This is a genomic window from Planococcus chinensis (genome assembly GCF_042681545.1).
Lineage (GTDB): Bacteria > Bacillota > Bacilli > Bacillales_A > Planococcaceae > Planococcus > Planococcus chinensis.
Genome location: NZ_JBHUFW010000002.1, coordinates 392,449 through 408,631, shown reverse-complemented (window position 1 = coordinate 408,631; position 16,183 = coordinate 392,449). Strand labels below are relative to the sequence as shown.

At 50.9% G+C, this 16,183-nt stretch carries 15 protein-coding genes; 3 read left to right on the top strand and 12 right to left on the bottom strand.

The window, feature by feature from the left end; genetic code table 11:
- Positions 1–28: 28 nt before the first annotated feature.
- The 6 genes from ACFSDB_RS01895 to ACFSDB_RS01870 all read right to left on the bottom strand — a co-directional run bounded on the left by ACFSDB_RS01895 (position 29) and on the right by ACFSDB_RS01870 (position 4,826).
- Entirely contained in the window at positions 29–727 is a 699-nt protein-coding gene (locus ACFSDB_RS01895) for a Na-translocating system protein MpsC family protein (protein WP_204891336.1), read from the bottom strand.
- A 93-nt stretch (positions 728–820) separates the two neighbouring features.
- Positions 821–1,213, bottom strand: coding sequence for a DUF1259 domain-containing protein (locus ACFSDB_RS01890; protein WP_204891337.1), 393 nt, complete (start codon positions 1,211–1,213; stop codon positions 821–823).
- 14 nt (positions 1,214–1,227) lie between these two features.
- Positions 1,228–1,422: a hypothetical protein gene (locus ACFSDB_RS01885; protein ID WP_204891338.1), complete on the bottom strand. Its 195-nt coding sequence runs from the start codon at positions 1,420–1,422 to the stop codon at positions 1,228–1,230.
- Positions 1,423–1,666: 244 nt separating this feature from the next.
- Positions 1,667–1,888, bottom strand: a complete 222-nt coding sequence (locus ACFSDB_RS01880; protein ID WP_204891339.1) for a hypothetical protein — start codon at positions 1,886–1,888, stop codon at positions 1,667–1,669.
- A 56-nt stretch (positions 1,889–1,944) separates the two neighbouring features.
- Complete coding sequence (locus ACFSDB_RS01875) at positions 1,945–4,053, bottom strand: type IA DNA topoisomerase (RefSeq protein WP_204891340.1); 2,109 nt, start codon at positions 4,051–4,053, stop codon at positions 1,945–1,947.
- 92 nt (positions 4,054–4,145) lie between these two features.
- Positions 4,146–4,826 carry a hypothetical protein gene (locus ACFSDB_RS01870; RefSeq protein ID WP_204891341.1) on the bottom strand — a complete coding sequence of 227 codons (681 nt, stop codon included), beginning with the start codon at positions 4,824–4,826 and terminating at the stop codon, positions 4,146–4,148.
- A 165-nt stretch (positions 4,827–4,991) separates the two neighbouring features.
- Here ACFSDB_RS01870 and ACFSDB_RS01865 point away from each other — a divergent pair, with 165 nt between their 5' ends.
- Positions 4,992–5,687 carry an oxidoreductase gene (locus ACFSDB_RS01865; protein ID WP_377338925.1) on the top strand — a complete coding sequence of 232 codons (696 nt, stop codon included), beginning with the start codon at positions 4,992–4,994 and terminating at the stop codon, positions 5,685–5,687.
- Positions 5,688–5,779: 92 nt separating this feature from the next.
- Here ACFSDB_RS01865 and ACFSDB_RS01860 read toward each other — a convergent pair whose 3' ends face one another.
- Complete coding sequence (locus ACFSDB_RS01860) at positions 5,780–6,808, bottom strand: M14 family zinc carboxypeptidase (RefSeq protein ID WP_204891692.1); 1,029 nt, start codon at positions 6,806–6,808, stop codon at positions 5,780–5,782.
- A gap of 338 nt (positions 6,809–7,146) precedes the next feature.
- On the bottom strand, positions 7,147–7,596 hold the full coding sequence (locus ACFSDB_RS01855) for an OsmC family protein (RefSeq protein ID WP_204891342.1): 450 nt from the start codon (positions 7,594–7,596) through the stop codon (positions 7,147–7,149).
- A gap of 123 nt (positions 7,597–7,719) precedes the next feature.
- Here ACFSDB_RS01855 and ACFSDB_RS01850 point away from each other — a divergent pair, with 123 nt between their 5' ends.
- Positions 7,720–8,283, top strand: a complete 564-nt coding sequence (locus tag ACFSDB_RS01850; RefSeq protein ID WP_204891343.1) for a GNAT family N-acetyltransferase — start codon at positions 7,720–7,722, stop codon at positions 8,281–8,283.
- 41 nt (positions 8,284–8,324) lie between these two features.
- Here ACFSDB_RS01850 and ACFSDB_RS01845 read toward each other — a convergent pair whose 3' ends face one another.
- Positions 8,325–9,119 (bottom strand): carbon-nitrogen family hydrolase, encoded by a 795-nt coding sequence (locus tag ACFSDB_RS01845; protein WP_204891344.1) that lies wholly within the window; start codon positions 9,117–9,119, stop codon positions 8,325–8,327.
- Between the two features lie 88 nt (positions 9,120–9,207).
- Here ACFSDB_RS01845 and ACFSDB_RS01840 point away from each other — a divergent pair, with 88 nt between their 5' ends.
- Positions 9,208–10,377: a pyridoxal phosphate-dependent aminotransferase gene (locus ACFSDB_RS01840; protein WP_204891345.1), complete on the top strand. Its 1,170-nt coding sequence runs from the start codon at positions 9,208–9,210 to the stop codon at positions 10,375–10,377.
- A 34-nt stretch (positions 10,378–10,411) separates the two neighbouring features.
- Here the strand turns inward: ACFSDB_RS01840 and ACFSDB_RS01835 are convergent, their stop codons facing one another.
- The 3 genes from ACFSDB_RS01835 to ACFSDB_RS01825 all read right to left on the bottom strand — a co-directional run bounded on the left by ACFSDB_RS01835 (position 10,412) and on the right by ACFSDB_RS01825 (position 16,166).
- Positions 10,412–12,763: a fibronectin type III domain-containing protein gene (locus tag ACFSDB_RS01835; RefSeq protein ID WP_204891346.1), complete on the bottom strand. Its 2,352-nt coding sequence runs from the start codon at positions 12,761–12,763 to the stop codon at positions 10,412–10,414.
- Between the two features lie 416 nt (positions 12,764–13,179).
- Positions 13,180–14,694: a histidine ammonia-lyase gene (gene hutH, locus ACFSDB_RS01830; RefSeq protein ID WP_204891347.1), complete on the bottom strand. Its 1,515-nt coding sequence runs from the start codon at positions 14,692–14,694 to the stop codon at positions 13,180–13,182.
- Between the two features lie 140 nt (positions 14,695–14,834).
- Positions 14,835–16,166 carry a YjiH family protein gene (locus ACFSDB_RS01825; protein WP_204891348.1) on the bottom strand — a complete coding sequence of 444 codons (1,332 nt, stop codon included), beginning with the start codon at positions 16,164–16,166 and terminating at the stop codon, positions 14,835–14,837.
- Positions 16,167–16,183: the final 17 nt, after the last annotated feature.

Sequence of the window (16,183 nt, the reverse complement as noted above, 5' to 3'; positions counted from 1 at the left end):
GCGCTCGAAACCGCGCCTGTTCGGCCGGTCATTTCTCTTCCGGATCAAGTATGAGGATGATATAACCGTAGTCTTCCAGGATGTTCCAATCCATATACACTTCCTGGACGCTGCGTCCAATGACCGGCCGCCAATTGATTTCCATCAGCATTCTGCGTTCCATCGGACGTTTAACCAGCTTCAGCTCATCGTCAAAGCCCGCCTCAATCAATTCCTTTTCAATATGTATGAATATTCCTGAACGCTTAACAAGGAGGGTCCGGTTATTGAGCCAGAACGCTTCCACCTTCTCCGGGATTTTTTGCGCTTTTTCGCTGAATCTGCTGATGGTTTCACGGAATCCCGCATCATCGATGGGTTTTGGCCAACCGCTTTCTGTGCCGTCCATCCCATTTTCAAGGACTGCAAGGATCAATCCGGTCTGCTCTTCCAGATTCCAATCGGTGTACATATCGCCTACACTGAATTCCCCGATGCCACTCAGTTCCCCGGCAATCTGTTCTTTCAGATCTTTCATCAGCAAATCCCGGGTTTCCAGAATCCGCCTGATTTCTTTCTGTCTTAAGAGGAATTTCTCTGTAGGAGCCAGAAAGCCCCGCAGCTGGATGGTAATATAGGGGGGATTTGCAGTCACGTAAACCGAGGAAGGGCCTTTCCCGAAATAATCACGCAGCAGCGTAGAAATATAGCTTCCCACTTCTTTTTCAATCATTCTTTCTTTCGGCATATACCATCTGCTCCTTCTGCCAAAATACATCGTTCTCCATATTTCTGTGCACATAAAAAAACTCACCATGGCGGTGTGTTTTTTTATGTGCTTTTAATTTTCAATCGCCTGGAATGCTTCCGCCAGCCGTCCTGCGAAATGCTCCGGCGGCTCTACCGCTTCCAGGTAAAGGGCAACAATATTCGGATTGGCGACTTGCCACTGGCGGTAAACAGGCGGCAGCGGGATGCCGTACTGGATCAAGGCGATCAGGAACGTCTTGCATTCCTTCGGCAGCAGCAGGATTTCCGCTTTGTTGAACGCGGTTCCATCTTCCGCCAGCTCTTCAAAATAAATATCCAGATCCAGTACACATTTAAACACGGCACCCTGCATATCGATTTCAAGCGTCCGGCTTTTCTTCAGTTGGTACCTGCCGGACGTTTCTTCGATTTCAGCGCCCATAAGCAGGGCAATCCGCTCCGCTGTCCTTTTTGCCTGTTCCATCCCGATTCAGCTCCTTATCTGATGACCGTTGGTGCTGACTGGCAATGCGGACAAACTTCGTAAAGCTCCCCGTTTTCCAGTTGTCCGATATAATCTTCCGAATCGGTGAATTCCCTTTCTTCTACAGGAGTTTCAACAAAACCGCATCGGTCGCCTGCAAACTGCCTTTGATGGATCCGTCTGTATTTATGATCGATGAAAAATTGCATGAAACCCTTCTCCCTCCGTAAAAATCAAAAAAAAGCCGAAAAGAATCAAGGAGATTCTTTTCGGCTTTGTCTACAGCTCTACTGTCTGAAACATATCACCAAATTATTCGCTTTTAAAAGGCCCCAAACGGTGGATGCCGGATGTTCTTCGATTGTTTCATTCAGCTTGCTCTTCCAAATCGGAAACGCTATTGTTTTCCGGGTATATCCATCTTACCTTACTTCTATTCCCGCGTAAAGGGATTCACTGCCCGGAATCATCCACAATATGGAAACCGTCTTCCCGGATTTTCTTGAAAATCTCCTCTTTCGACAATCGCTTGGTGTCGAAAGTGATTTTGACTTCTCCATCGCCCGTATCCACCAATGCCCGCTCTACGCCTTCTATCGTTGAAACGATAGCTTCCAGTTCCTGGATCGGCTTTTCGGAAATCGCTTCTTTGACAAATATCGTGATTGTTTCCATTGCAACTCATCCTTCCAAATAGAGGTTAGCCTTTGTATACCCGAATCAGGCAGGAATCAAAATTCCATTTTCAGCTTTCCGTCTTCCAGAACCAATTTTGCGTTGAACTTCTTGCCGTTTTTAGAAACGAACCCTTTGATGACAGGCGTCTTGCCTCTGGTGCACAAATATTCCACCTGTTTTGCGGTGAGGCGTTTTTTCAAGAACGTGGCCGGAAATGACTGCTTGCAGCCATTTGCGTATTCGGTGCAGTTGTAGAATCCTTTCTGGAAAACAATCATGCCTTTTTTGCAGCGCGGGCACAAGGCGATTTCGTCCTTGCCTTCCGGTGCCGCCAATTGTTCCGGCAGCCCGTTCTGCTTCATCTGGGCAGGCACTTCATCCAGAAGTTTCTGGATAAATTTCCCTATAGTTGAAAGAAACACTTCAGGCGACCCTTCTCCTTTGCCGATTTTCTTGAGATATGTTTCCCATTTCGCGGTCATCGAAGGGCTCGAGAGCAGATTCCCTTCGATTGACTGGCACAGGATCCGCCCTTTTTCCGTAATCGAAACAATGTTTTTGGTCACTTTGATGTACTCATGGCGCTTGATCGTTTCAATGATGCCGCTTCGCGTGGCTTCCGTTCCAAGCCCTTCGATTTCTTTGAGGATCTCGGTTTCTTCTGCATCCTCAACCAGTTTCCCGCAGGTTTTCATCATGGCGATCAACTGCCCTTCGGTGTAGGGCTTCGGCGGCGTGGTCATGCCTTCCTTTATGCCGACCTCGGCTTTGACCGGCTCCTGTTCCCGCAGCTCTGGGAGTGCCGGTTCCTGCTTCACTTCTTTCGCCGGCGGAAACAGCTGTTTCCATCCCATATCCAGATCGGTTTTACCGGTCGTGAAAAACGCAAGCCCCTGGACCTCAGTTGTCACTTTCGTTTCCGCATAGCGGTAGTCGCGGTGGAACATGGCAAGCGTCGTGCGGAGGATTTCTTCATATAAATTGCGCTCATCGCGAGCCAAGCCTTCCAGCTTCCGTGCTGTCGGAATCGATTTCGTCGGAATGATCGCATAATGCTCCTGCACTTTGGCGCTGTCGACAAAGCGCTTTTTCGGAGTCCGGGAAGCAACCGGAAATTCGGCGCCGATCAGTTTCTGATAGGACTCCACTTGCCCCGCGAGGTAGCCAAACTCTGCAGGCGTGATGTGCTGGGCGTCGGTCCGCGGATAGCTGACCAGCTTTTTCTCGTAAAGCCCCTGCATCACCGACAGCACCTTCGCCGGGCTGTACTTCCATTTGCGGTTGGCAGCGGCTTGCAGCGTCGAAAGGGAATGGAGCAGCGGCGGCGGCATGCGTTTTTCAGCCGTCTTCAATCCGGCGACGACCCCTTCCGCCTTTCCGGAGATGCTATGTTTCTGAAGCAATTTCTCCGCTTCCGCCCGCTCTTTCGCTTTGATTTTCGCCTTTCCTTTATAGCGCCCTTTTTCCGCCTGGAACAGCCCTTCAATTTCATAGAAAGGCTCCGGCACGAACGCCTCGATTTCTTTTTCGCGCTGGTAAATCAAAAATACCGTCGGCGTCTGGACCCGTCCGATGGCAAACACTTCACGGATTCCTTTTTCCTGCAGAAGCAGCGAGTAAAGGCGCGAGCCGTTCATCCCGACGAGCCAGTCGCTGATCTGCCGCGCCCGCGCTTCCTGGTAAAGCAGCAGGTCTTGCTTATTGTCGCGCAGCTGCTGGAAGCCTTTCCGAACTTCGTCCACTTCGAGCGAGTTGATCCACAGCCGCTGGATTTTCTTATTTCTAGCGCCAGTCTGATAAAAGATGCTGTAGAAAATATTCGAACCTTCGCGGTCGACATCGCATGCGTTGATGACGGTATCGGTCCCATTGATGAGCTTTTTGATGACGCCGAATTGCTGCGCTTTGCCGCGTGCCACTTGGAATTGGTATTCTTCCGGCAGGATCGGCAGCGCATCAAGCTTCCATTTGCCCCACTTCGGGTCATAGGCTTTCGGTTCTTTCAATTCCACCAAATGGCCAATGCCCCATGTAATGAATGCGCCTTCCGGAAAAATCGGATCCGGCGCCACTTCCATATAGCCGTCCCTTTTGGTTGTCTTGAAGGCTTCTGCATATGCTTTTGCCTGGCTCGGCTTCTCAGCCACAATTACTGGTTTCAATTCGATACGCCCTTTCATTTCTACCCTTTCTTTTATTGTACCCCGTCTCCGCAAAAAGCAAAGGGATTTGATAGCGGCAAAGCTCGCCCTCTTCAGCGGGCATCTTCAGTCAGCATGTCCCCGAACTTTTCTTTAATCGTTTTTTCATCGCCGAAAACCATGACCCGGTCCCCGGCCAGCAGCTTCACTTGGAACAAGGATTTCCGAAGGATCACATTTCCCCGTCTGATGAAAAGCAGATGGATATCGTCATCCCGCATCAACAGATTTTCGGATGCTGCATTTTCATAATCCGACCCTTCCACAATTTCAAGCATCGCCACCATATCGTTGTCTTTCAGGCCCAACGCCGTCTTCAAGGGCCAATCTTCCAGATCGTATTCCATGTCCATATCATGTTCGAATTTGTCGGTCAATAAAGCGGTCACTCTTCGGTTGCGCAAAACGAGCAGAATGGCGAAAAACACCAGAATGATCATCCCCAGCAAGTTAACGCGCAAATCATTGGACAAAAGGGCAGCAATTGATGAAATCATGACCGCAAGCGAGAAATATCCGAACAGGATGACGCCCGCACTGATTTTCCGGCGGATCGGGTGGTCGATGATCAAGGAAGACTCATCTGTCGTAAAACCGGTGGCCGTCAACATTGAAATGACTTGATATCGTGCGATTTGCTTGTTGAGTCCGGTGTAGACAAACAGAACCACTGCAATTTCAATGACCAGCCACATAATTGTGGAATACAAAAGTATGAACAATACTTCTCCCATAAGCTACCACTTCCCTCTTTTGCCTTTGCCTCTTTTATTCCCTTTCCTAAAAGTTTAGAATCCACTGGAAACAGAAATAGTCAGTAGTATAATCAGAATAGGTTCGATAGGCACAGCAGCCGGAAAGATGGCAAATCGGCTGTTGGATAGAAAGGCGGATGAATGATGGTGAATGAAAAAACAGCGTTGATTGCAGGAGCCAGCGGATTGGTCGGAAGCGAATTATTGCATATTCTGCTGGAAAGCCCCAACTATGCCCGTGTAAAGGCTGTGGTCCGGAAGCCGATGGACGTCCGGCATCCGAAACTGGAGCAGGTCCTTGCCGATTTCGATCACTTGGAGCAGTGGCGGGAACACCTTTCCGCCACCGACGTCTATTGCTGCCTCGGAACTACCATCAAAAAAGCCGGCTCACAGGAGGCATTCAGGAAAGTCGATTACGAATACCCGGTAAAGCTTGCCTTGCTGGCAAAAGAACAAGGGGCTGAACGTTTTCTTGTCGTATCGGCGCTCGGAGCCGATGCGGGTTCCCGGATTTTCTACAGCCGCACTAAAGGGCAGATAGAAGAACAGCTGAAGAGATCAGGGTTGTCCGCGCTCCATATTTTCCAACCCTCTTTATTAATGGGCGAACGGCAGGAATTCCGGTTTGGCGAAAAGCTTGCGGCATTCCTTAGTCCCCTGTACAGCCCACTGATGGTCGGCAAATTGCGGAAATACAAACCGGTCAGCGCAAGGCGCGTAGCAGCTGCGATGCACAATGCTGCACAAAGTGCCCCTGCCGGCGTTTTCACCTATCCATCTGACCGCATCGTAGAAATCAGCCGCAGCAAGAACACACATAAAAACGGCTTTGGTTGATTGTTCTCCATTTTCCTCTAAAAGAAAAAAAGCCCGAAACGCGCATAACTTGCGGTTTCGGGCTTTCTTCTAATTAGTTCTTTACTATCTTTTTATTCGTCTGAAGGACGTGTTGTCTGAGTGGCCAATGTATCCCAGAAAGAGATATCAGCCTGTTCGATGGAGTCGTCCGCAATGGCACGCACCGAAGCATCGAGTGCCGTAATCGTCTGCTTGATCAAATAGCCGTTGCTCTTCTGCCCAAGTACGTATGGCTCGTATTCATGGTCGGACATTCCGCGCATTTCAAACAGCAACGTCGAAATGCCGTATTCTACGGCAATTCCATTGCGGCTGATCGTTTCCGCGTTGCCGCCGTTGTATTTACCGATATGGCCCCAGCCTGTCGAATCGACAGCATCAAAAACTACGGCGCCAAGCTGCTTGGATTTCAATAAAACATCCGGATCGACATTCGGTGTCGTCGGGTAAAGGATAGAACCTGATACCAGCTCGCCGTCCCGTTCACTCATGGTGCCTTGGTGATGCAGGTCGATCATGTAGTCGATATCATACTTCGCCATTACATTCGTATGGAGCGCCTGGGTTTCAGGCTGAATCTTGTTGACATGGTCGCGGTTCAAATCCACTTCACGGGCGTTATAGCGCGTCAGGTTCCGGTCTCCGCTGGCCACATAATCCTCCAGCGAAAAATCTACATCCCCCATGGCTCCATCTGCATTCAGCATCGGCACGATCAGGATATTGACGTTGTCCGCTACGCCTTTCATCTTGCCGGACCCCATGTGCTTGATGAACTCGAGCGCCCCTTCTGTTGTCAGCTGCTCATTGCCGTGCTGCTGCGTCAGGAAGAGGATTGTCGGGTTTTCCGGATTGGACATGTATTTCACCAAATACAAATCGCGCCCCTTCACACTTTGGCCGATCACTTCCAATTCCATATTGCTTTGCTTGGCTTCTTGCGTTTTCAGGAAATCGACCATTTCGTCGTACGTATGCAGAATGGACGTATTGATTGTTTCATTGCCGCCGTAGCCCGGCCCGTTCCCGACAGCTTCCGCGATTGGTGCTGTAAACGGCGATGCACTGAGCACCAAAGCTCCAGCTAGTGAAAAAGCCATCAATTTCTTTTTTGTCCCGTTTTGTTTTCCATTTCCCCGCTTTGCAGATTCCATTTTCATTCATCCAACACTCCTTTTGGTTTTGTGTAATCTCTTTACTCTTTAATGATGTTGAGTTTCTCGAAAAAGCCCTCCTTTAATAATTTCGTGTTCCAAAGGATATTCATTTTTGAAATCGTAAAATCCTTCCATAAAAGTAAAAACAGTATTTAAGTTTCATAATATTCAGTATCCTAATGCTAATGTGCCTAAAGTGAATAGCCTTTGTTTTTGGCATTGCCCATTAAAATAGAAAAAAGCCCTGCTTCAATATAAGGAAGCAGGACTTTCAGATTCAGTTATCCAGCAGGCACGATTTCTGCCTGCAATTCAATTTCGACATTTCCTTTAATAGCACGGCTGATCATGCACGAAGACTCCGCTTTTTCAGCAAGTTTATGTGCAAGCGAGACATCTTTTTCAGATGCATCTGCTTTTAGGACCACCAGCGGCCGGTGAATGATTTTTTTATACGTGATGACACCCTTGATAACTTCCACAATGCCTTCCGACTCCATCGTCAATGATTCCTTTTCCAATTTGCTGCGCTCCATCATCGCGGCAAGCGTAATGATGTAGCAGGTCGCGGCCGCACCGAGCAGCATTTCGTCCGGGTTCGTCCCGATGCCCGGGCCATCCATCTCAGGCGGGATGGAAATCCGGGTCTTCAAATTGCCTGCCTCTATATCGCCGACGTCATTGCGGAGACCCGGCCAATCCGCCTTTAAATGAAAACTATGCAAAGCCATGCAGCTACTCTCCTTTAATGGTAACGTATTAGTTGTGAATCCAAATGGAAGTTCCGCTTTCCGGTCCTTCCTTCATTATTTCAGGGAGTTCCGTATTTAAGCAAGCAAAAGGAGTGGATGAAGATGAATCTTAGGATCCGGCAGGCGATGCCAAGCGACGCCGAAGCTGCTGCACCGCTCATCGTCAATGCCATCGGCAGCATCGCAAACCATATGACCGCCGAAGAGGAGCCCCCGGCTGTCCTCGGGAAAGTGGAAGCGATGGTCCGCGGCCAAAAGACTCGGCACAGCCACCGCTACACTTATGTGGCAGAAGCGGATGGTTCTGTCGCGGGCCTCTTGGTGCTTTACCACGGCAGCGAAGCCGAAGCGCTCGACCGCTATCTTTACGATGAATTGAAGAAACAAGGGCACGACCGGACCATCGAACCGGAAGCCCATCTCGACGAGTGGTATATCGACACGGTTTCTGTGGATCCCGGATTCCAGGGGAAAGGCATCGGTTCCGCATTGTTCCGCCATGCAGAAGAGCTGGTCTCCAAAAACGGAGGCGGCAAGCTTGCGCTGAATGTCGATACAGGAAAAGATGGGGCCATCCGGCTTTACCACCGGCTCGGCTACACAATTGCCGGTCCCTGGACGATCATCGGAGAGCCGTTCCATCACATGGTGAAAACCGTCCACTAAAAAACCGCCCTGATTTTCGGATCAGGGCGGTTTTTTCGGATTTAATCAATTTTCTTGAAGCTATCGTACAGCGGGTCGCGCCGGTCGGCAAAAACCGGAATGCGCTTCCGCACTTCCTCCACCTCGGACAAGTCGATATCTGCATAGCCGATGCCTTCCTGTTTTTGCATGTCGAGGCGGATTTCCCCCCAAGGTGCGATGACCATGGAACTGCCCCCGAATTCGTTTTTCGGGTCGCTTCCGACCCGGTTAACTGCGACGATAAAGCACTGGTTCTCGATGGCGCGCGCCTGGAGCAGGATGCGCCAGTGGTCAATCCGTGCTTCCGGCCATTCAGCCGGCACAAAGACGACTTTTGCGCCATTGAGCGCCTGGGCGCGGATCCACTCCGGAAAGCGGATATCGTAGCAGATAACACCGCCGCAAACCGTGCCGTCCAATTCGAATGTCCCCAGTCCGCTTCCTTCTTCCAGATGGATATGTTCATCCATCAGCCCGAAGCGGTGGGCTTTGTCGTATTCCGAGACAAGTTCTCCGGAATTATTGACCACATACATCGTGTTGTAAAACCCGCCCTGCTTTTTAGTCGAGACCGAACCGCCGACAATATTCACGTTATGTTCTTTTGCAAATCTCACCAAAAAGTCCAAAGTCCGGTTCGTGCTGTCGGCAAGGGCCTCCAGTTCCGTCAAGGCATATCCCGTGTTCCACATCTCCGGCAGCACAATCGTCTCTGCCCCGTTCCGCACGGCTTCTTCCATGTATCCGGCAGCCTGCTGAAAGTTCAAATCCGGCTGTCCAAACGCGATATCCATCTGTACGCATGCAATTTTCATATGATCTTCCCTCCAGTAGACAAGTTACTCTAAACTCTATAAGATTTGGAGTAGATGTGCAATTATTAAGAAAATGAGGGACTTATACATGGAATTTTCAAATCGTCTGCAGCAATTGCCGCCGCAGTTCTTCTCAAAACTTGCTGCCAGGACTTTCCAGGCCATATCCGAAGGCCGCGACATCATCAATTTAGGCCAGGGGAATCCGGACCAACCGACACCTCCTCACATCGTCAAAGCGATGCAGGCAGCGGTAGCGGACCCGAAAAACCATAAATACTCGCCGTTCCGCGGCATTCCGGAACTTCACCGAGCGGCTGCGGAATTTTACAAGCGCGAATACGATGTCGATATCGATCCTTTTACAGAAGTTGCTGTGCTTGCCGGCACTAAAATCGGACTTGTCGAATTGCCGCTTGCTTTTTTGAATCCGGGAGAGCTTATGCTGCTGCCGGATCCCGGCTATCCGGATTACTTGTCCGGCGCACCGCTTGCCGAAGCCCAATTCGCAACCATGCCGCTGAAAGAAGAAGACGGATTTTTGCCGGTGTACGGGGAGTTGCCCATTTCGGACGTCGAACGCGCTAAACTGATGTATTTGAACTACCCGAACAATCCGACCGGCGCAGTGGCAACGCCGGAGTTTTTCGACGAAACAGTGGCATTTGCCAAAAAGCACGGCATTGCGGTTGTGCATGATTTCGCCTACGGGGCAGTCGGCTTTGACGGCGTAAAACCGCCAAGCTTCCTCCAGTCGCCAGGAGCGAAAGAAATCGGAATCGAGATGTACACCCTTTCGAAAACCTATAATATGGCCGGCTGGCGAATCGGTTTTGCTGTTGGAAACGCCAAAATGATCGAAGCATTGAATATTATCCAAGACCATTTGTTTGCCGGCCTTTCCCCTGCGCTTCAATTGGCGGCGGCTGAAGCGCTGACAAGCAGCCAGCAATGCGTCGCTGACCTTGTTGAGACCTACGAAAAGCGCCGGGGAGTTCTGGCACGGGAATGTGCCCGGATCGGCTGGGACATCACCGCACCGAAAGGTTCGTTCTTCGCCTGGCTTCCTGTACCCGAAGGCTTCACCAGCGTAGAATTCGCAGACCTTCTGCTCGAAAAGGCGGATATTTCGGTTGCGGCCGGAAGCGGATTCGGCGAAAGCGGCGAAGGCTTTATCCGCGTCGGCCTGTTGGTGGACGAAGAACGGATTGCTGAAGCTGTCCGGCGCATCGAGAAACTGAATCTGTTCCAAAAATAACCATAAAAAGGAGAGCCCAACGGCTCTCCTTTTTTCATTCGCCGGAACCGGTTTTCAGGTTTGTGACGAATTGCATTTCCCAAAAGACATCAGAGCTCTGTGGACTGTCCTGGTGCACTTGTACGGCCAGGACGTTTTCGCCTTCGACCAGAAGGCCGAGCGCTTCTTCATCAAGCCGGATGCGCTGGTCTTTGTTTTCTTCCGGAATGTCCTCTCCAGCAAAATCGAGCAAGTAGGAATCGGATGGGATCTCCCCTTCCGGCAAGTTGTACCGGCCGATTTCCTCGCCGTTCAAGTAGACGACCGCTGCGTCATCCGCCGCAAAGTCGATCAGTCCGAGGTTGCCGATTGCATCCGGATCGTCCACGTTGAATGAAGTCCGGAAGTAGGAAACCGGATGTTTATCGGATTCATCGTCCCCGTAGCCGATTTCCGTCTGGATAGCCCCGTAATCTGAATGCTCTTCCTCTTCCGGATAGCCAAGAGGTGCGTTGCCGGCCTCCCAATCGCTGTCGTCGAAGTCCGGCTGCCTCCACTCTTCATCTTGCTCCGACCCATCATCGAGGTACGTCCATTCAGCGCCCGGCTCCAGCAGCGTGGTTTCCGCATGCTCGACAAGCGAAATGGTTGTCCGGCCGGTCGTGATGGATTTCCCGTCCGCTTCGACTTCCGCCCATACTTCGACTTCTCCTGGCGAAGCGTTTTCCGCCGCAGTGACTACCCCTGTCGGTGCAATTTGAATCTGTCCTTCGGGTGCGGTCCTGAAAGTGATATCTTCCTGGAACAAATCGAACGGTCCGCCTTCCACGTTGGTCCCTTTGACGTCCAGCTTCACTTCCGGATAAAACTCGGTCGGCTCGGTTGCGAGTATGTCGCTGCTCAAAGCGAGTTCCGCATCTTCAAGCGCCGGGAATACCACTTGGATCGACTCATCCTTGATGAGTTTATAGGTATCCACGACTTCCATCGTATCCGTCCGGTACGTCGTGAATTCCAGGCTCGACGGTGTGACGTCGACATTCATGAATGTCGGCAGCTCGAGCTGTTCACGGACGGCAGCATAAGGTTCAGGCGTTTCATACATCTGGTAGAACTTGCTGCCGCTGGATGAATTCCCGGTCAAGTAAACGGTGCCTTCGGGATTGATTGCCGCTCCATCTTCCACTTTCAAGTTCTGAATCGGTTCGAATTCCCGCATTTGATGGGTCCGGACATAGGAATGGTCATGGCCCATCAGCACAGCATCGATATCAAGCCGGTCGATTACCGGCACCAGTGCTTCCCGCAAGCCCACCACATGATCGCTCCTCGAATGCACTGCTGCGCTGTAGATGGAATGGTGCAAGACAACGAATTTCCATTTGAAATCCTGGCCAGCGGTGGCAGCAGCTGTTTCTTCCATAAAGCGGATATGCTGCTCGGCCTCCGTCTGATTCGAATTCAGGTTGATGAACAGCGCATCGCCGTAAGTGAAATAATAATTTCCGCCCGATTGGTCGTAGTTCCCGAGTTCCGGATTTTGGTTCGGCACGTTGAAATGGTATTCATAATGGATCGTGTTGTCGTGGTTTCCCACTGTCGTAGCAGTCGGAATCTGACGCAGCACTTCCGGCGCAAAATAGGCATCGTATTCTTCTTCGAGGTAGCGGGTCTCGACCTGGTCGCCCGCTGATTGGATAAAACTTGTATGAGGGAATTTCTCAAGTGCTTTCTCCAGTGTGTCATTCCAGCCGGCGATGTCCGCATTCAAATCTCCGGAAGCGCCAATCTGCGGGTCGCCCATGAGGAGGAAATTATAAGAATCCTGCGGCCGGGTATGGAACCGGTAAGTATCGGTCCATTTTCCGGAACCGTCGCCGAACCGGTAAATATATTCAGCCGATGGCTCCAGTCCTGTAATCACCGCTTCATTAGCCGAATAGCCATCTGAAGCGGGAGCCAGTCTGGCAATGGCCTTTTTCGCCTGGACCGGCTCTGCTTCTTTGGAGAACTGATTGGTCACTTTAGCATATTCAATGACGCCTGGGGTGCCGGTTGCCGGCGAGTACCAGGAAAAATTCATTTCACTTTCATTGCTGCCCGGTGCGAATGCCAGGGCGCTGGCCAAATAGCGTGACGGCTCCGGGAAGACGGATGGCCCATTGCGGTCGAGGAGCAGATAAAACCGGTCGAACTCTTCCTGATAGCTGCCCGAGAAGCCCAGCAATTTGCGTCCCAGGCGGATATCCGCCTGGGCATAGGCAGGCGCTTCAGCCAGAGTGAGCGAAGTCGCTGCTGTACCTGAAGCTGCATACGAAGGTTGGGCAAGAGAAAAGACGAGACCCAACAGCAGCGCCGGCTTTATCCAAGATTTTAATATGCTGGATTTCATCGGTGCTTTGACCATTTATCTTCACTCCATTCCAAGAGATTTCACCAAGGTGTACTGTGCAGAAAAGGGAAAAACCACGCGAATTAATCAAGGAAAAAAAGGATATTGAGAAGCTATGACCGAAGGCTTTCAGAAAGCGGATCCTACTAATCCTTTCAAGGCATAAGGCAGACAAAAAAATGGATAATTTAATACATTTTTAATCCAATTAATGTAATAAAGGTTGTAACAGCCAATATTCAACATTATTATTTGATATTTCTGATTTTTATTATATCCTACACCTTTTCTGGATAAAAAGGAACCTTCTTCTTAGACTATTTGCATATTAAGACGCTGGACATGTGAAAAAAGTTCTTTTTTTGCCATCTTTCAAATACATCTTAAAATTCCCCAAAAAAATAAAGCCCGGAAATTCACGGGCTTTCTGATTATGTTGCAACTGTTTGCCGGTTGCCTTGCTTGGCTTCTTCGAGAAGGAGGCCTGCAATCCGTTCGATGTCCGGATTGAAGATCCGGTCTTCATCAATTGGTCCGGCAACGTTCCGAATTGCCTGAAGCCGTTCGGCAGTCCGGCCGGACAATTTTTCAGCCCCTCGGTATTCAACAGCCTGAGCGGCGCAGAATGCTTCAATTGCCAGCACCCTTCTTGCGTTTTCGATGACATCTCGCGCATGCCGCGCGCCGATCGTCCCCATGCTGACATGGTCTTCCTGATTCGCAGAAGACGGAATCGAGTCCACCGACGCTGGATGCGCCAAGGTCTTATTCTCCGAAACCAAGCTCGCCGCCGCGTATTGGAGGATCATCGCACCGGACTGAAGCCCCGGCTGCGGGCTCAGAAACGGAGGCAGCCCCTCATTCAATGCCGGGTTCACCAGCCGTTCAATACGGCGCTCTGAAATATTGGCAAGTTCCGCCATGCCGACTTTCAGGAAATCAGCAGCAAAAGCGATCGGCTGGCCGTGGAAATTGCCGCCTGAAATCACCACTTCCCCATCCTCAAAAATCAGCGGATTGTCCGTAGCTGCATTCATCTCGATTTCCAGTTTTTCTTTGACATAGCTGAGCACTTGCCAAGTGGCGCCATGCACCTGCGGAATGCAGCGGAGCGAGTAGGCATCCTGGACCCGGACATCGCCTTGGCGAGTTGCCAGCCGGCTGCCTTCAAGCCACCAGCGCATTCGTTCGGCCACTGCTGTCTGCTCTTTATAGCCCCGGGCTTCATGGACAGCCGGATGGAATGCATCCTTGATGCCATAGAGCGCCTGGAATGTCATTGCCGCTATCCATTCACTCTGGTATGCCAATGCCTCCGCTTCTATATAAGCGAGCGCCCCTTGGGCCGTCATGGCCTGCGTTCCGTTGATCAGCGCAAGCCCTTCTTTCGCTTCCAGTTCAAGCGGCGCCAAGCCAAATCGGTTCCAAACGCCTTCTGCCGGAACACGTTCCCCGCTGCGCCAAATTTCCCCTTCTCCAATTGCCACGAGAGCCAGATGGGACAACGGCGCCAAATCTCCGGATGCGCCGAGCGAGCCTTGCTGCGGAATCACGGGATGGATCCCTTCATTGACCATCATTGCCAGGCGTTCAGCCAGAATCGGACGGATGCCGGAAAAACCTTTCAGCAAAGCATTCAGCCGCAGTACGACCATCGCACGCGATACAGGCTCCGGAAACGGTGCTCCGATTCCACAAGCATGCGAACGGATCAGATGCAATTGAAGCGGGTTGCAATCTTCTCCGGCGATGACCACGTCGCTGAACTTCCCGAATCCGGTATTGATTCCGTAGACGGTCCGGTTTTCGGCCACAATCCGTTCGACAGCTTCACGGCTTTTGCGGACCTTCTCCATCGACTCCCTGTCCAGTTCGATCCGTTCATTTTCAAAAACGATTCTGCGGAGCTGTTCAATCGTCAAATCATTTCCTGTTAAAGTAATCATTCAAATTCCCGCCCTTCAAAAAAGATACAGTAGCTTAGGCTGCCGCATCTCCGATTATCCTCAGTATAAATTTTCTGAAAACAAAGCTCAAGGATTAATTACCAAATTTTAACAAGATACAGCGGCAGTGAATTAGCGCACTAAAGGATGAGGTAAGCAATCGGCGTAACAAATATAATGGTCAAGATCACGCGTTCGACCCAAATAACCACAAGTTTAGGAATTGAAAGCGGAATATCTGTCGCCACGATGCACGGCACCAGCGCCGAAAAGAATATGATTGAAGATACCGAGACCACTGCGACAACGAATTTCACCATGATCGCTGCTTCAGCTACAAGCAATGCAGGCAAGAACATTTCCGCGATTCCCAGCGCACTCGCTTTTGCAATCAGCATCGGTTCCGGCAATTGCATAGCCCAGGTGAACGGGAAGAACAGATAACCGAGCCAGTCAAAGACCGGTGTGAATTCAGCCAAGACAAGGCCCAGCAGGCCGATGGAAAGAATGGTCGGCAAAATGGCCATCGTCATCAGGAAGCCATCTTTCAAGTTCTGGATAATATTATCGACGAGTTTCGGGGAAGCGGCAACGGTTTCTCTCGCTTCGTTCCATGCCTTGGAAAATCTGTTGCCGTCGGTTTTTCCTTCCGGCTGCGGCGTCGCGTCCGGGTGGTAATCGTCTTTTATCTTCGAAAGCGGCCAGATGCGCACCGTTACCATCGTTACGAGGAATGTCACCACCAGCGTGACCCAGAAATACGTATTCCACATATCCATCAAACCGAGTGTCGAAGCGACAACGACCATGAACGTTGCCGAGACGGTGGAAAAGCCGGTCGCGATGATGGCGGCTTCCTTCGCTGAATATTTCCCTTCTTTATAAACCCGGTTGGTGATCAGCAGGCCGAGCGAATAGCTTCCGACGAACGAGGCCGCCGCATCGATGGCGGACCTCCCCGGCGTCTTGAACAAGGGCCGCATGATCGGCTGGACCAGCACCCCTATAAATTCCAACAGGCCATAGCCGACCAACAGAGCCAAAAAGACGGCTCCGATCGGGACCAGCAGACTGACCGGCACTACAAGCGCATTAAAGAGGAACGGCCCCATGTCCGGCGCAAAGAGCCAGGCAGGTCCTATGTTGAACATCACCATGATGCCGACGCCTAGGCCGACCACCTTGAACATGGAGAAGACCAGATCTACTGTGGATTTTCTCCAAGTACCGGCAACGAACGGGTAAAGAGCGCCTGCTGCAATGACCGCGAGCGCGTAATACGGAACAGCGCCTCCGGCATTTGTGCGGATATAAGTGACGATATGGTCGAGCATGATGGAACTTTTCCCTGCAATGGTCACTGGAACAAAGAACATGAATGCACCGATGAAACTGTATACGAAAAACTTCCACATGGCCGCCGTCTTTTTAGCCGGCACAAAATCTGATTCTTTAACCCCTTTTACCACCATATCCCCATCCCCATCCC

Bases quoted from the DNA above. Each gene is read 5' to 3' on its own strand.
- ACFSDB_RS01860 (WP_204891692.1), bottom strand. From the start codon at position 6,808: ATGGCTTTTTCACTAGCTGGAGCTTTGGTGCTCAGTGCATCGCCGTTT.
- ACFSDB_RS01890 (WP_204891337.1), bottom strand. From the start codon at position 1,213: ATGGAACAGGCAAAAAGGACAGCGGAGCGGATTGCCCTGCTTATGGGC.
- ACFSDB_RS01880 (WP_204891339.1), bottom strand. From the start codon at position 1,888: ATGGAAACAATCACGATATTTGTCAAAGAAGCGATTTCCGAAAAGCCG.
- ACFSDB_RS01865 (WP_377338925.1), top strand. From the start codon at position 4,992: ATGGTGAATGAAAAAACAGCGTTGATTGCAGGAGCCAGCGGATTGGTC.
- ACFSDB_RS01835 (WP_204891346.1), bottom strand. From the start codon at position 12,763: ATGGTCAAAGCACCGATGAAATCCAGCATATTAAAATCTTGGATAAAG.
- ACFSDB_RS01870 (WP_204891341.1), bottom strand. From the start codon at position 4,826: ATGGGAGAAGTATTGTTCATACTTTTGTATTCCACAATTATGTGGCTG.
- ACFSDB_RS01845 (WP_204891344.1), bottom strand. From the start codon at position 9,119: ATGAAAATTGCATGCGTACAGATGGATATCGCGTTTGGACAGCCGGAT.
- ACFSDB_RS01885 (WP_204891338.1), bottom strand. From the start codon at position 1,422: ATGCAATTTTTCATCGATCATAAATACAGACGGATCCATCAAAGGCAG.
- ACFSDB_RS01825 (WP_204891348.1), bottom strand. From the start codon at position 16,166: ATGGTGGTAAAAGGGGTTAAAGAATCAGATTTTGTGCCGGCTAAAAAG.
- ACFSDB_RS01850 (WP_204891343.1), top strand. From the start codon at position 7,720: ATGAATCTTAGGATCCGGCAGGCGATGCCAAGCGACGCCGAAGCTGCT.
- ACFSDB_RS01855 (WP_204891342.1), bottom strand. From the start codon at position 7,596: ATGGCTTTGCATAGTTTTCATTTAAAGGCGGATTGGCCGGGTCTCCGC.
- hutH (WP_204891347.1), bottom strand. From the start codon at position 14,694: ATGATTACTTTAACAGGAAATGATTTGACGATTGAACAGCTCCGCAGA.
- ACFSDB_RS01840 (WP_204891345.1), top strand. From the start codon at position 9,208: ATGGAATTTTCAAATCGTCTGCAGCAATTGCCGCCGCAGTTCTTCTCA.
- ACFSDB_RS01895 (WP_204891336.1), bottom strand. From the start codon at position 727: ATGCCGAAAGAAAGAATGATTGAAAAAGAAGTGGGAAGCTATATTTCT.